The organism is Cellulosimicrobium sp. RS (assembly GCF_046159675.1).
GTDB classification, from domain to species: domain Bacteria; phylum Actinomycetota; class Actinomycetes; order Actinomycetales; family Cellulomonadaceae; genus Cellulosimicrobium; species Cellulosimicrobium funkei.
Genome location: NZ_JBJXVU010000001.1, coordinates 445,423 through 459,052, shown reverse-complemented (window position 1 = coordinate 459,052; position 13,630 = coordinate 445,423). Strand labels below are relative to the sequence as shown.

General features: G+C 73.5%; 12 protein-coding genes and 2 tRNA genes. 6 read left to right on the top strand and 8 right to left on the bottom strand.

Annotation, left to right across the window (positions count from 1 at the left end):
- Nucleotides 1-44 precede the first annotated feature (44 nt).
- Entirely contained in the window at nt 45-395 is a 351-nt protein-coding gene (locus ACI769_RS02060; RefSeq protein ID WP_085388148.1) for a chorismate mutase, read from the bottom strand.
- 107 nt (nt 396-502) lie between these two features.
- On the opposite strand from ACI769_RS02060, the gene ACI769_RS02055 reads away from it, so the two are divergent.
- A complete protein-coding gene (locus tag ACI769_RS02055; RefSeq protein ID WP_085388149.1) occupies nt 503-2,320 on the top strand; it encodes a long-chain fatty acid--CoA ligase in 1,818 nt (605 codons plus the stop codon).
- Nucleotides 2,321-2,439: 119 nt separating this feature from the next.
- Here the strand turns inward: ACI769_RS02055 and clpX are convergent, their stop codons facing one another.
- The 6 genes from clpX to ACI769_RS02025 all read right to left on the bottom strand — a co-directional run bounded on the left by clpX (nt 2,440) and on the right by ACI769_RS02025 (nt 8,265).
- Nucleotides 2,440-3,726 carry an ATP-dependent Clp protease ATP-binding subunit ClpX gene (gene clpX / locus ACI769_RS02050; protein WP_409141097.1) on the bottom strand — a complete coding sequence of 429 codons (1,287 nt, stop codon included), beginning with the start codon at nt 3,724-3,726 and terminating at the stop codon, nt 2,440-2,442.
- Nucleotides 3,727-3,928: 202 nt separating this feature from the next.
- Nucleotides 3,929-4,645 carry an ATP-dependent Clp protease proteolytic subunit gene (locus ACI769_RS02045; RefSeq protein ID WP_021482022.1) on the bottom strand — a complete coding sequence of 239 codons (717 nt, stop codon included), beginning with the start codon at nt 4,643-4,645 and terminating at the stop codon, nt 3,929-3,931.
- A 37-nt stretch (nt 4,646-4,682) separates the two neighbouring features.
- Nucleotides 4,683-5,330, bottom strand: a complete 648-nt coding sequence (locus tag ACI769_RS02040) for an ATP-dependent Clp protease proteolytic subunit (RefSeq protein ID WP_044144211.1) — start codon at nt 5,328-5,330, stop codon at nt 4,683-4,685.
- Between the two features lie 242 nt (nt 5,331-5,572).
- Nucleotides 5,573-6,982: a trigger factor gene (gene tig / locus ACI769_RS02035; RefSeq protein WP_085388151.1), complete on the bottom strand. Its 1,410-nt coding sequence runs from the start codon at nt 6,980-6,982 to the stop codon at nt 5,573-5,575.
- Between the two features lie 167 nt (nt 6,983-7,149).
- Nucleotides 7,150-8,106, bottom strand: a complete 957-nt coding sequence (locus tag ACI769_RS02030; protein ID WP_085388152.1) for a DMT family transporter — start codon at nt 8,104-8,106, stop codon at nt 7,150-7,152.
- An 85-nt stretch (nt 8,107-8,191) separates the two neighbouring features.
- Nucleotides 8,192-8,265 (bottom strand) — tRNA-Pro (locus tag ACI769_RS02025).
- 188 nt (nt 8,266-8,453) lie between these two features.
- Here ACI769_RS02025 and ACI769_RS02020 point away from each other — a divergent pair.
- The 4 genes from ACI769_RS02020 (at nt 8,454) to ACI769_RS02005 (ending at nt 11,776) form a co-directional block, all read left to right on the top strand.
- Nucleotides 8,454-8,524: transfer RNA gene (locus ACI769_RS02020), tRNA-Gly, on the top strand.
- A 454-nt stretch (nt 8,525-8,978) separates the two neighbouring features.
- Nucleotides 8,979-9,914, top strand: coding sequence for a cysteine synthase A (gene cysK / locus ACI769_RS02015; RefSeq protein ID WP_021482934.1), 936 nt, complete (start codon nt 8,979-8,981; stop codon nt 9,912-9,914).
- Nucleotide 9,915: 1 nt separating this feature from the next.
- On the top strand, nt 9,916-10,545 hold the full coding sequence (gene epsC / locus ACI769_RS02010; RefSeq protein ID WP_051028395.1) for a serine O-acetyltransferase EpsC: 630 nt from the start codon (nt 9,916-9,918) through the stop codon (nt 10,543-10,545).
- Nucleotides 10,546-10,726: 181 nt separating this feature from the next.
- The gene (locus ACI769_RS02005) at nt 10,727-11,776 is read left to right on the top strand and encodes an LLM class F420-dependent oxidoreductase (RefSeq protein ID WP_085388153.1); all 1,050 of its coding nucleotides are present in this window, start codon (nt 10,727-10,729) and stop codon (nt 11,774-11,776) included.
- Nucleotides 11,777-11,795: 19 nt separating this feature from the next.
- Here the strand turns inward: ACI769_RS02005 and ACI769_RS02000 are convergent, their stop codons facing one another.
- Nucleotides 11,796-12,188 carry an MGMT family protein gene (locus ACI769_RS02000; protein ID WP_085388154.1) on the bottom strand — a complete coding sequence of 131 codons (393 nt, stop codon included), beginning with the start codon at nt 12,186-12,188 and terminating at the stop codon, nt 11,796-11,798.
- Between the two features lie 67 nt (nt 12,189-12,255).
- Between ACI769_RS02000 and eis the strand changes: the two genes are divergently transcribed.
- Complete coding sequence (gene eis, locus ACI769_RS01995) at nt 12,256-13,596, top strand: enhanced intracellular survival protein Eis (RefSeq protein ID WP_085388155.1); 1,341 nt, start codon at nt 12,256-12,258, stop codon at nt 13,594-13,596.
- The last annotated feature ends 34 nt before the right edge of the window (nt 13,597-13,630 follow it).

Genomic DNA, 13,630 nt, shown 5'->3' with positions numbered 1-13,630 from the left:
CTCGCGCCGGCCTCCGGACCCTCGCCCGGCCCGCTGCCGGGCCGTCAGGAGTAGGTGTCGAGGACCGGGGTCCCCTCGCCCGCGGCGGCGTGCTCGGCGGCGATGCGCTCGTGGTGGCGGAGGACCTCGTGGACGATGAACGCGCGGAACTGCTCGGCGAACTCCGGGTCGAGACCGGCGGAGCTCGCGATGCCCGTGAGCCGGGCGATCTGCTGGCGGTCCCGGTCCGGGTCGGCGGGCGGGAGCCCGCCCTGCGCCTTGAGCTCGCCCACGCGGCGCGTGAACTTGAACCGCTCCGCGAGCAGGTGCATGAGCGCCGCGTCGATGTTGTCGATGCTGTCGCGCAGGCGGAGGATCTCGTCGGGGACGGCGGGCTGCCCGGGGTCGTTCGTCACCCACCGATCCTAGGGGTGCCCGTCGGGCGTCGAGGAACTCGATACTCGGAGTACGGAGTAAAGTGGCTCGCCGTCCCTCCCTACCGTCCCACTCAGCGGAGAGTTTCATGACGGAACACACGTCGCCGAGCCTCGTCGAGGTCTCCCCCACGGCGACCATCAGCACCCTCCTCACCGACCGTGTCGCGCGCGACCCCCGGGCGACGCTCGTCGAGCGCCGCACCACCGCCGACGGTCCGTGGGAGCGCGTCACCGCGCAGGAGTTCGAGGACGACGTCGTCGCGGTCGCCCGCGGCCTCCTCGCGCGCGGCATCGAGCCCGGCGACCACGTCGCGATCATGTCGCGCACCCGCTACGAGTGGACCCTCCTCGACTTCGCCGCCTGGGCCGTGGGTGCCGTGCCCGTCCCCGTCTACGAGACATCGTCCGCCGAGCAGGTGCACTGGATCCTGTCGGACGCGGGCGTCCGGCTCGCCGTCGTCGAGACGGCCGCCCACGCGGCCGAGGTCGCGACCGTGCGCGACCGCCTGCCCGGCCTGGAGGACGTCCTCGTCGTCGAGGACGGCGCCGTCGACGCCCTGCGCGCCGCCGGGGCCGACGTCCCGGCCGCGGAGGTCGAGCGCCGTCGGGCCGCGCAGCGCGTCGACGACCTCGCGACGGTCATCTACACGTCCGGGTCGACCGGGCGCCCCAAGGGCGTCGAGCTCACCCACCGCAACTTCGTGCACCTCGCGCTCAACGGCCGGGCCGGCCTCGCCGAGATCCTCGACGCCGACGGCGCACGCACCCTGCTGTTCCTGCCGCTCGCGCACGTGTTCGCCCGGTTCATCCAGGTCGTCGTCGTCGCGTCGAACGCGGTCCTCGCGCACTCCTGGGACACGAAGAACCTCGTCGCGGACCTCGGCTCGTTCCACCCGACGTTCCTGCTCGCCGTGCCGCGCGTGTTCGAGAAGGTCTACAACACCGCCGAGCAGAAGACCGGGACCGGCGCCAAGCGCAAGATCTTCCACTGGGCGGCCAAGGTCGCCATCACCTGGTCCCGGGCGCTCGACGCCCCGGGCGGCCCCGCGCTCGGGCTGCGCCTCCAGCACGCCGTCGCGGACCGGCTCGTCTACTCGACGCTGCGCGCCGCGATGGGCGGCCGGCTCACGTACTCCATCTCCGGCGGCGCGCCGCTCGGCGAGCGGCTCGGCCACTTCTACCGCGGTGTCGGGCTGCGCATCCTCGAGGGCTACGGCCTCACCGAGACCACGGCCCCCACGGCCGTGAACCTGCCCGGCCTGACGAAGATTGGGACGGTCGGGCCCGCGTTCCCCGGCACGTCGCTGCGCATCGACGCGGACGGCGAGCTCCTGGTCAAGGGCGACCACATCTTCCGCGGCTACCGCAACCAGCCCGAGCTCACCGCCGAGGCGCTCCAGGACGGCTGGTTCCGCACCGGCGACCTCGGCGCGTTCGACGACGACGGCTACCTGCGCATCACCGGCCGCAAGAAGGAGATCATCGTGACCGCCGGCGGCAAGAACGTCGCGCCGGCCGTGCTCGAGGACCGGCTGCGCGCGCACCCGCTCGTGAGCCAGGTCGTCGTCGTGGGCGACCAGCGCCCCTTCATCGGCGCCCTCGTCACGCTCGACGCCGAGATGCTGCCGGGCTGGCTCGCGACGCACGGCCTGCGTCCGATGGACGTCGAGACGGCCGCGCACGACGCCGACGTGCTCGCCGCGCTCGACCGCGCCGTCGCGCACGCCAACGAGGCCGTCTCCCGAGCCGAGTCGATCCGCAAGATCACCGTGCTCACGACGGACTTCACCGAGCAGAACGGCTACCTCACGCCGTCGCTCAAGGTGAAGCGCCGCCTGGTCATCGACGACTTCGCCGACACGATCGACACGCTCTACGGCTCGAAGGTCGCCGCCGACGCCTGAAGCCCCACCGTCGGCCCCGGTCACGGGCCGAGCAGGTGGTCCTGGTGCGTCCGGGTGACCGGACGGACCAGGACCACCTGCTCGGCCGAGCTACATCGCCTGGTCGGCGGTCGTCGGGGTCAGGCGGACTTCTCGCGCGGGGTGCGGGCGCGCGCGGTCGTGGTGCGCGGCACGATCGTGGGATTGACGTTGTCCAGCACGACCTCGCGCGTGATCACGACCCGCTCCACGTCATCACGCGACGGCACGTCGAACATCACCTGCTGCAACACCTCCTCCATGATCGCGCGCAACCCCCGCGCCCCCGTCCCACGCAACAACGCCTGCTCCGCGACCGCCTCGACCGCACCCGCGGTGAACTCCAGCTCCACCCCGTCGATCGCGAACATCCGCTGATACTGCTTCACCAACGCATTCCGCGGCTGGGTCAGGATCCGCACCAACGCCTCCCGGTCCAACGCCGCCACCGACGCGATCACCGGAAGGCGCCCGATGAACTCCGGGATCAACCCGAACCGGTGCAGATCCTCCGGGCGCACCTGCGCGAACAGGTCCTCCCCCGCACCCGTCTCGATCGGCGCACCAAAACCCACACCCCGCTTGCGCGCCCGCGCCGCCACGATGTCGTCCAACCCCGCAAAAGCCCCCGCCACGATGAACAGCACGTTCGAGGTGTCCACCTGGATGAACTCCTGGTGCGGATGCTTACGACCACCCTGCGGCGGCACCGACGCCGACGTGCCCTCGATGATCTTCAACAACGCCTGCTGCACACCCTCACCCGACACGTCCCGCGTGATCGAGGGGTTCTCCGCCTTCCGCGCCACCTTGTCGATCTCATCGATGTAGATGATGCCCGTCTCAGCCTTCTTCACGTCGAAGTCCGCCGCCTGCACCAGCTTCAGCAGAATGTTCTCCACGTCCTCACCGACATACCCCGCCTCGGTGAGCGCCGTCGCGTCCGCGATCGCGAAAGGCACGTTCAACATCCGCGCCAACGTCTGCGCCAGATACGTCTTGCCCGTCCCCGTCGGACCGATCAACAAGATGTTCGACTTCGCCAGCTCCACGTAGTCCGCGTCGTCCGGGTTCGAGGGCTTGGCCTGCTCGCCCGCCTGCACGCGCTTGTAGTGGTTGTAGACGGCGACGGCCAGGGCCCGCTTCGCGGCGTCCTGGCCGATGACGTACTGCTCGAGGAACTCGAAGATCTCCTTGGGCTTGGGCAGCTCCGTGAGACCGAGCTCCGTCGCCTCGGCGAGCTCCTCCTCGATGATCTCGTTGCAGAGGTCGATGCACTCGTCGCAGATGTACACGCCGGGGCCCGCGATGAGCTTCTTGACCTGCTTCTGCGACTTGCCGCAGAACGAGCACTTCAGCAGGTCGGCACCGTCTGAGATACGAGCCACTACGCGTCTCCTTGTCCCGGTGACCGGTCCTCCGCCCGTCGGGTTCGACGGCGCGGGGCCCGGGCACGGCCGAGCGGGTCCTGCTCCCCATTCCACACCACGGGGCCCCCGTTGTCAGGTGGGCTCTCCGGACGGGGCGCAACGTGTCGCGCCGCCGACCCCGGCGGGGACGGCGGCGCGGCGCGTGGTCAGGCGGACCGGGTCACGGCTTGTTGACCGCGACAGCCTTGCGGCTCTCGAGGACCTGGTCCACGAGGCCGTACTCCTTCGCCTGCTCGGCGGTGAGGATCTTGTCGCGCTCGATGTCCTGGCGGACCTGCTCGACCGACTTGCCCGAGTGCAGCGCGAGGGTGTCCTCGAGCCACTCGCGCATGCGGATGAGCTCGTTCGCGTGGATCTCGATGTCGGACGCCTGCGCGTAGCCGCCACCTTCCATCGCGGGCTGGTGGATGAGCACGCGCGCGTTGGGGAGCGCGAGCCGCTTGCCCGGCTGGCCCGCGGCGAGCAGCACGGCCGCGGCGGAGGCCGCCTGGCCGAGGCAGACCGTCTGGATCTGGGGCTTGATGTACTGCATCGTGTCGTAGAGCGCGGTCATCGCAGTGAACGACCCGCCCGGCGAGTTGATGTAGAGGATGACGTCGCGGTCCGGGTCCTGGCTCTCGAGCACGAGGAGCTGGGCCATGACGTCGTCCGCGGACGCGTCGTCGACCTGGACGCCCAGGAAGATGATGCGGTCCTCGAACAGCTTGGTGTAGGGGTCCTGGCGCTTGAAGCCGTAGGCGGTGCGCTCCTCGAACTGCGGGAGCACGTAGCGGGCGGATGGCGCACCGCCCGGCAGGGCGATGCCGCCGGGGCGGGCCGCAGGGCCGGCGAGGCGCTGGGCGGTGGACAGGTACTGGGACTCGGCGCTGAAGCTCACGGGTTCTCCTCGGTGAAGTCTGGTGTCCGGTGCGGGGTCAGGAACCCGTGGTGCCGCCGCCGCCGGTCACGGACGACGCGTTGGTGACGACGTGGTCGATGAAGCCGTACTCCAGCGCCTCCTGCGCGGTGAACCAGCTGTCCCGGTCGTTGTCCTTGAGGATCTGCTCGAGCGGCTTGCCGGTCTGCTCGGCCGTGAGCTCGGAGAGCACCTGCTTCATGTGCATGATCAGCTGCGCGTTGATGCGCACGTCGGTCGCCGTGCCGCCGATGCCGCCGGACGGCTGGTGCATCATGACGCGCGCGTGCGGCGTCGCGTACCGCTTGCCCTTGGTGCCGGACGAGAGCAGGAACTGCCCCATCGACGCCGCCATGCCCATGGCGATCGTCGCGACGTCGGGCTGGATGTACTGCATCGTGTCGTAGATCGCCATGCCGGCCGTGATCGAGCCGCCGGGCGAGTTGATGTAGAGCCAGATGTCCTTGTCCGGGTCCTCCGCGGCGAGCAGCATCATCTGGGCGCAGATGGCGTTCGCGTTCTCGTCGCGCACCTCCGAGCCGAGCCAGATGATGCGCTCCTTGAGGAGCCGGTTGTAGATGGAGTCGTTGAGTCCGAGGCCCGGACCCTCGGCGCGGTTCACCGGGGCCGTCGCGTCGGACGGCAGGTACAGCTCGTTCACATCCATCTCCTTCGTCGCTCCCGCGGGTCGCCCCCGCCTGCGCTGCCCTGGCCGGCCGGGACGGCGTCCCGGTCCAGCCGTGCTGCAGTGACCCTAACGCGGTCCGTGCCCTCCGTTCGTCCCGGCAGGCCGCGTTTTCGCTGACGGCGCACCAGGCACCACGCCCTTCGCCGACGACGACGGCCCGCACCCTCGCGCGGAGGGTGCGGGCCGTCGTGGGGACCGTCCGGCCGGGGGCCGGCGACGCGTCAGGCCTTCGTCGCGTCCTTCTCGTCGTCCTCGACCGGGGCGTCGGCGGCGGGGGCGGCCGAGTCGTCCACGAGCGCCTCCTCGACCGGCTCGCCCGCGACGTCCTCGACGGGCTCGTCCGCGGCGGCGTCCTCGTCGTCCGAGCCGATGAACTCGGTCAGGTCGACGACGTTGCCGGCGGTGTCCTTGACCTCGATCTGGCGCAGCGCGACGGCGAGCGACTTGGAGCGCGCGACCTCGCCGACCATCGCGGGGATCTGCCCGCCCTGGTCGAGCGACTGGATGAACTGGTTCGGGTCCATCCCGTACTGGCGCGAGGCGCTCACGAGGTACTCGAGGAGCTCGTTCTGCGCGACCTTGATCTCGAGCTGCTCGGCGAGGGTGTCGAGCAGGATCTGGTTGCGCAGGGCGTCGGTCGCCTCGACCGTGACCTCGGCGCGGTGCGTGTCGTCCTCCAGGCGGCCCTCGGACTCGAGGTGGCGGTGCACCTCCGCCTCGACGGCGCCCGCGGGGACGGGGATCTCGACGGCGTCGTTGAGCGCCTTGAGGAGCTCGTCGCGCGCGGCGACGGCCTGGTTCGACGTCTTGATGCTCGCGACCTGCTCGCGCAGGTCCGCCGTGAGCTCCTCGAGCGTGTCGAACTCGGAGGCGAGCTGGGCGAAGTCGTCGTCGGCCTCGGGGAGGTCGCGCTGCTTCACGGAGGTGGCGGTGACGGTGACCGCGGCCTCCTTGCCCTCGTGCTCGCCGCCGGCCAGCGGCGCGTTGAACGTGGTCGTCTCCTCGGCCGACAGGCCGGTGAGCGCCTCGTCGAGGCCCTCGAGCATGTTGCCCGAGCCGATCTGGTAGCTCACGCCGGAGACGGAGTCGACCTCCTCGCCGTCGATCTCGGCCTTCAGGTCGAGCACGACGAAGTCACCCTCGGCCGCGGGACGGTCGACGCCGACGAGGGTGCCGAAGCGCTCGCGCAGCGCGTCGAGGCGCTCGGTGACGTCCTCGTCCGTGACCTCGGCGGGCTCGACGGTGATCGCGAGCGAGTCGAGCGCGGGCAGCGTGATCTCGGGGCGGACCTCGACCTCGGCGGTGAAGACCAGCTGGCCCTCGCCGGCCTTCGCCGGGATCTCGGTGACCTCGACCTCGGGCTGGCCGAGGGGGCGCAGGTTCTCCTCGCTCGCGGCCTGGCGGTAGAAGCCGGAGAGCGCGTCGTTGACGGCGTGCTCGATCACGGCGCCCCAGCCGACGCGCTGGTCGATGACGCGGGGCGGGACCTTGCCCTTGCGGAAGCCGGGGATGTTCACCTGCTCCGCGATGTGCTTGTAGGCGTGGTCGATGCTCGGCTTGAGCTCGTCGTACTCCACCTCGACGGTCAGCTTGACCTTGGTGGGGTCCAGGGTCTCGACGGCGCTCTTCACTTCGATGATCTCCAACTGATCGGGGCGGGCCGCGGGCGGCCGGGGACGGCACCGCACGCGGGCGTACGGGCAACCGTCCCATCGTACGCGAGCGGTCAAGCGCGCCCGACGCGCGGACCCGACCTCGATCCTGACCCCGACCCTGCCCTCGATCCCGACCTCGATCCTCACCCCGATCCGGGCCGTGGTCCCGGCCGGGGCACGACGAGCAGCACCGCGAGCGCGACGACCGCGGTCGCGACGACGGTCGGCCAGCGCAGCCCCACGACGCCGAGCACGTCGAGCAGGACCGCCATGACCATCTGGCCCCCGACGACGGTCAGCGTCAGGACGAACGTGCCGAGGTGGCGCACGGCGAACGCGGCCGCGACGGTGACGACCGTCCCGAGCGGCCCGCCCAGGTAGAGCCACCACTGCGGGGGCAGCACGACGCCGTCGAGCACGCCGAACGGGACGCCGAGCGCGCACACGAGCGTGATCCCGGCGAGCCCGCCCGTGACCGAGGTGAGGGTCGCCACGACCGGGTCGCCCGTGAGCTGCGTGACGCGGCCGTTGCCCGCCTGCTGCCCGCACAGCACCGCGCCGCCCACGAAGAGCGCCGCACCGGCCGCGACGACCGCCCACCCGGGACCGCCCGCGCTGCTCCCGAGCACCGCGATGCCCAGACCGGCGAGCGCCGCGAGGCCGGCGCCCGCACGGCGCGGCGTGAGCCGCAGCGGCGCGGGCAGCCCGACGCCTCGCGCGTCGAGCGCGAGCCCGGCGACGGTCTGGCCGGCCACGGAGCAGACGGACGCGACCGCGACCCCGACGAGGGGGATGCCGGCAGCCATGGCGACGACGATCGGCACGCTGCACAGCCCGACGGCGAACCACCACCACGAGGCGGACGAGCGCACGACGGCGAGCGTGGACCGGACGCGGCGGCGGGCGACCACCACGAGCACGGTCGCGAGGAGGGTGCCCACGTAGGAGAGCCACGCGGCGAGGACGGGCCCCGTGCCCGCCGCCCCGAGGTCGCCGTTGAGGCGTCCCTGGAGCGAGAGGACCGCACCGCTGCCCGCGGCGACGAGCGCGGCGAGGGTCACGCGGGCCGCCGGACCGGCGGTCGCGGAGGACGGGGTCAACGGGCACCTCCCCGGGGACGGGACCGCCAGGGCGGCCCGGACGTCGACGACGTCCCGCGGCGCCCCGCAGGGCGCCGCGCGAAGGTCGGGGTGACAGGATTTGAACCTGCGACCTTCCGCTCCCAAAGCGGACGCGCTACCAACCTGCGCCACACCCCGTCGTCCGCCACGGCGCGCGGACCAGGGGCAAGTGTACTGGCGGGACGGGGCGCGACCGACGGGCCGCCGCGCGGGGAACGCCGCGGCACGGGCGGCCCGCCGACGTTTGCTAGGGTGGCGGCCGCAGGTCGGTGGCACGCCGTCCCGGGCGGCCGCACAGGCCGACCGCCGGGCGAGCCGAGGCCCGCGCGGGCGTAGCTCAATGGTAGAGCCCCAGTCTTCCAAACTGGCTACGCGGGTTCGATTCCCGTCGCCCGCTCCGTTCGTCCCACGACCCCACGGGCGCCCCGCCTCCCCGGCGCGGCGCCCGTCGTCGTTCCCGGGCGCCGCGGACGGCGTTGCAGGGCCGCGCCGCGGACCGATAGCCTCGGGGCACGCGCGCCGTCGGCCCGCCCGGAGCTCCGGGCGACTCCCCCGGCGCGACCGACCAGGAGGAGCGAGGAATGACCGCGACGACCGCGCGTCCTGCATCGCTGCACCGCGCCGCGCCGCGCACCTCCTGTTGTCGCTGTCTCGGCTGCCGCTGACGACGGCCGTCCCCGCGTGCCCCGGCACGCTCGCGCACGCCCCTCGTCCCGCCCGAGCCCGTCCCGTCGCCCGCGCGCGCCCGCGCCGCCCCCGCGAGACGCTGGACCCCGGCCACCGGGCGCGTCCCGCCCCCCATCGGTACCCCCCACCCGGCTCACCCCGAGCCGTCGACAGAAGAGGAAGACATGGCACGCATCTACGACGACGTCACGCAGCTCGTCGGCAACACCCCGCTGGTCCGGCTCAACAAGCTCACCGAGGGCCTCGGCGCCACCGTGGTGGGCAAGCTCGAGTTCTACAACCCCGCCAACTCGGTCAAGGACCGCATCGGCGTCGCGATCATCGACGCCGCCGAGGCGTCCGGCGAGCTGAAGCCGGGCGGGACGATCGTCGAGGCGACGTCCGGCAACACCGGCATCGCGCTCGCGATGGTGGGTGCGGCGCGCGGGTACGACGTCGTGCTCACGATGCCGGAGACGATGTCGAAGGAGCGCCGCGCGCTGCTGCGCGCGTTCGGCGCCGAGCTCATCCTCACGCCGGGCTCCGAGGGCATGAAGGGCGCGGTCAGCCGCGCGGACGAGATCGTCGCCGAGCGCGAGGGCGCGATCCTCGCCCGCCAGTTCGCGAACGAGGCGAACCCGGAGATCCACCGCCGCACGACGGCCGAGGAGATCTGGGCCGACACCGACGGCGCGGTCGACATCGTCGTCGCGGGCATCGGCACGGGCGGCACCATCACGGGCGTCGGCCAGGTGCTCAAGGAGCGCAAGCCCGGCGTGCAGATCGTCGCCGTCGAGCCGGAGGAGTCGGCCATCCTCAACGGCGGCCAGCCCGGCCCGCACAAGATCCAGGGCATCGGCGCGAACTTCGTGCCCGAGATCCTCGACACCTCGGTCTACGACGAGGTGATCGACGTCAACGCCGAGACCGCCGTCGAGTACGCGCGCCGCGCCGCCAAGGAGGAGGGCCTGCTCGTCGGGATCTCGTCGGGCGCCGCGATCGCGGCCGCGCTGCAGCTCGCCGCGCGTCCCGAGAACGCGGGCAAGCTCATCGTGACGATCATCCCGTCGTTCGGCGAGCGCTACCTGTCCTCCGTCCTCTACGCCGACCTGCTGGACTGACGTGACCGACCCCCACCCCCGCGCACGGACGGCCGGCCACCGGCTGCGCCGGTTCGTGCGCGTGCTCGGCGAGGACCTCGAGGCGGCCCGACGGCGGGACCCCGCCGCGCGCAGCCGCCTCGAGGTCGCTCTCGCGTACCCCGGCGTGCACGCCGTGTGGGCCTACCGGCTCGCGCACCGCATGTGGCGCGAGCCGCTGCTGCGCCTGCCGGCGCGGCTCGTGTCGCAGGCGGCGCGTGCACTCACCGGCGTGGAGATCCACCCCGGCGCGCGCATCGGCCGACGCCTGTTCATCGACCACGGGATGGGCGTCGTCGTGGGCGAGACGGCCGTGGTCGGCGACGACGTCGTGCTGTTCCACACGTCGACGCTGGGCGGGCGCTCGATGAAGCGGGGCAAGCGGCACCCCACGCTCGGCGACCGGGTCGTCGTCGGCGCCGGGGCGAAGATCCTCGGCCCGGTGTGGGTCGGCGACGACGTCCAGGTCGGGGCCAACGCCGTCGTCGTCAAGGACGTGCCCGCGGGCGCGGTCGCCGTCGGCGTGCCGGCCACCGTCCGGATGCCGGCGGGCGCGCCCGCCGCGCGGGAGGCCGTCGAGGACCCCTCGCTCCTCATCGAGTACGTCATCTGAGGAGGACGCCGGGGGGCGGCCCCGGATCGGCTAGTGTGGTCGTGGGCGGTACCTGAGACCGCGCGTACCGGATACCCCCTGCCCGGTGCGTCCTCGGGTACCGCCCGCTCACCGCCGGCCGCAGCCGCCCGTCCGTGGCAGCCGGTCCCGGCACCACGACCCTCGACGAGGAGGAGCGCGCATGCGCCTCGGCATCCACACCGGCTACTGGTCCGCCGGTCCCCCCGACGGCATCCAGGACGCGGTCGTCGCGGCCGACCGCCTCGGCGTCGACTCGGTCTGGACCGCGGAGGCCTACGGCTCCGACGCGTTCACGCCGCTGGCGTGGTGGGGCTCGCGCACGACCCGCATCCGCCTCGGGACCGCCGTCGCGCAGGTCTCCGCGCGCACCCCGACCGCGACGGCGATGGCCGCGCTGACGATGGACCACCTCTCGGGCGGCCGGTTCGTCCTCGGCCTCGGCGTCTCCGGGCCGCAGGTGGTCGAGGGCTGGTACGGCCAGCCGTACGCGAGGCCGCTCGCACGGACCCGCGAGTACGTGCAGGTGGTGCGCGACGTCCTGCGCCGGGAGGCGCCCGTGACGTCGTCCGGCCCGCACTACCCCCTCCCCCTGCCCGACGGCGTCGGGACGGGACTGGGCAAGCCGCTGCGCTCGACCGTCCACCCGCTGCGCGCCGACCTCCCGATCCACCTCGCGGCCGAGGGGCCCAAGAACATCGCGCTCGCCGCCGAGATCGCGGACGGGTGGCTCCCGCTGTTCTACTCGCCGCGCATGGACGCGACGTTCCGCGAGCTCCTCGCGGACGGCTTCGCGCGCCGCGCGCCGGAGCGCTCGCCCGAGTCCGCGTTCGAGGTGAGCGCGACCGTCCCCGTCGTCGTGCGCGAGCACGTCGAGCAGGCCGCGGACCAGGTGCGCCCGTTCCTCGCGCTGTACGTCGGCGGGATGGGCGCCAAGGGGGCGAACTTCCACCGCGACGCGCTCGACCGCCTCGGGTACGCCGAGGCGTGCGACGAGATCCAGGCGCACTACCTCGCGGGCCGCAAGGACCTTGCGGCCGCCGCCGTCCCGACGGCGATGGTCGAGGACGTCGCGCTCGTCGGCCCGCCCGAGAAGATCGCGCGCGACCTCGCGGCGTGGCGGGAGACGGCGGTGACGACGCTCCTCGTCCAGGGCGACGCGACGGCCGTGCAGACGCTCGCCCCGCTCCTCGCGGCACCGACCCCGGGCTGACCGGACGGGCGCCGCGCGGTCAGCCGTCGGCGTCCGGGAACCACACGGCCCGGCGCAGGTCCACGCGACGCCCGTCTCGCGACAGCGGGCACCCCTCGGCGCGGAGCTCCGCGAGCGCCGCGTCGAGGTGGTGCGCGGGCGGCGACCCCGCCGCGTTGACGATCCGCCACCACGGCACCGGGGCGCCGTCGTCGTCCACCCCGGACGACCCGGCGAGCACCTGCCCGACCTGGCGCGGGCCGCCCCGCCCCAGCGACTCCGCGACGATCTCCGCGACGAGCCCGTAGGTCATGGCCCGTGCGGGCGGGACGCGCCGCACGAGGTCGAGCACCGCGGTCGCGTACTCCTGCGCGAGCGCGCGCGGGTCGGCGCGGTCGTCGTCGCCGCCGCGTCCGGGGGTGCGTCGTGCCATGGCGCCCGACCCTAGCCGTCGCGAATGTCCTGGCGCGAGCACGGCCCGGGACAGGAGGATCGGGGGCATGAGCGACCACCGACCCGCACGCCTCCCCGACGGCTACGAGCTCGTCCCCCTCACGTCCGCCGACCTGCGCGACGTGCTCGACCTCGACACCACCACGTTCCCCTCGCCCGTCGAGGTCGACGAGCTCGTCGACCTCCCGTTCCCGCTGACCTGGGAGCGCGCGCTCGGCGTGACGGTCGAGCGCGAGGACGCGGACACGCCGCCCGTCGACGGCGCGCGCCCCGTGCGGCGCGAGCTCGTGGGGATGCACGCGTCGTACCCGTTCGCGCGCTTCCCGGTCCCCGGCGCGACCGCGCCGGTCGCGGGCCTCACCTGGGTGGGCGTCCACCCCGCGCACCGGCGGCGCGGCATCCTCAGCGCGATGATCGACACGCACCTCGCCCGGTGCCGCGAGCGGGGCGAGCCGGTCTCGGCGCTCTTCGCGGCGGAGGCCGCGATCTACGGCCGGTTCGGGTACGGCAAGGCGGCCGACGACGTGCGCCTCACCGTCCCGCGCGGCGTCGCGCTGCGCGACGTCCCGGGCGCGGAGCGGCACACCGTCCGGATCGAGCGCGCGGACCGCGCGCGGCACGGCGAGCTCGTCGCGTCGATCCACGAGCGCGCGGGCGCGGACCCGACGGGCCAGGGCGCGGGGATCAACCGTCCGGGGTGGGCGACGCGTGAGACCCCCGAGCTCCAGGCGACGTTCTGGGACGACGCCAAGGTCTGGCGCAAGGACCGCGAGCCCACGCGCATCGCGATCGTCGAGCTCGACGGCGAGCCGCGCGGGTACGCGCGCTTCCACCGCAAGCTCTCGTGGGAGGCCACGGGCCCGCGCGGCCCGGTGAGCACGGGCGAGGTCGTCGCGCTCGACGCCGCGGCCGCCCGCGCTCTGTGGGGCGTGCTCACCGACCTCGACCTCACGCACGAGGTGACGCCCTTCATGCTGCCGGTGGACGACGTCGTCACGAGCCTGCTCGTGGACCCGCGCTCCGCGTCGCCGCGCCTCGCGGACAACCTCTGGGTGCGGGTCGTGGACGTGCCCGGCGCGCTCGCCGCGCGCCGGTACGCGGCGGACGTCGACGTCGTGCTGCACGTGACCGACGAGCGCCTGCCCGACAACGCGGGGCGCTGGCGGCTGCGGGCCGAGGCCTTCGGCCCGGCGACGGCCGAGCGGACCGACGACGCGGCGGACGTCTCCCTCGACGTGCGCGAGCTCGGCGCGACCTACCTGGGCGGGACGTCGCTCGCGGCCCTCGGCGCGGCAGGTCTCGTCACCGAGCACTCCCCCGGCGCGCTCGCGCGCACGAGCGCGGCCCTCGGCTGGCCCGTCGCCCCGGTGTGCAGCTGGGTGTTCTGACCGGTCGGGCGCACCCGGGTCCCGGGTGCGCCCG

Bases quoted from the DNA above. Each gene is read 5' to 3' on its own strand.
- ACI769_RS02055 (WP_085388149.1), top strand. From the start codon at position 503: ATGACGGAACACACGTCGCCGAGCCTCGTCGAGGTCTCCCCCACGGCG.
- ACI769_RS02040 (WP_044144211.1), bottom strand. From the start codon at position 5,330: ATGGATGTGAACGAGCTGTACCTGCCGTCCGACGCGACGGCCCCGGTG.
- cysK (WP_021482934.1), top strand. From the start codon at position 8,979: ATGGCACGCATCTACGACGACGTCACGCAGCTCGTCGGCAACACCCCG.
- ACI769_RS02005 (WP_085388153.1), top strand. From the start codon at position 10,727: ATGCGCCTCGGCATCCACACCGGCTACTGGTCCGCCGGTCCCCCCGAC.
- ACI769_RS02000 (WP_085388154.1), bottom strand. From the start codon at position 12,188: ATGGCACGACGCACCCCCGGACGCGGCGGCGACGACGACCGCGCCGAC.
- eis (WP_085388155.1), top strand. From the start codon at position 12,256: ATGAGCGACCACCGACCCGCACGCCTCCCCGACGGCTACGAGCTCGTC.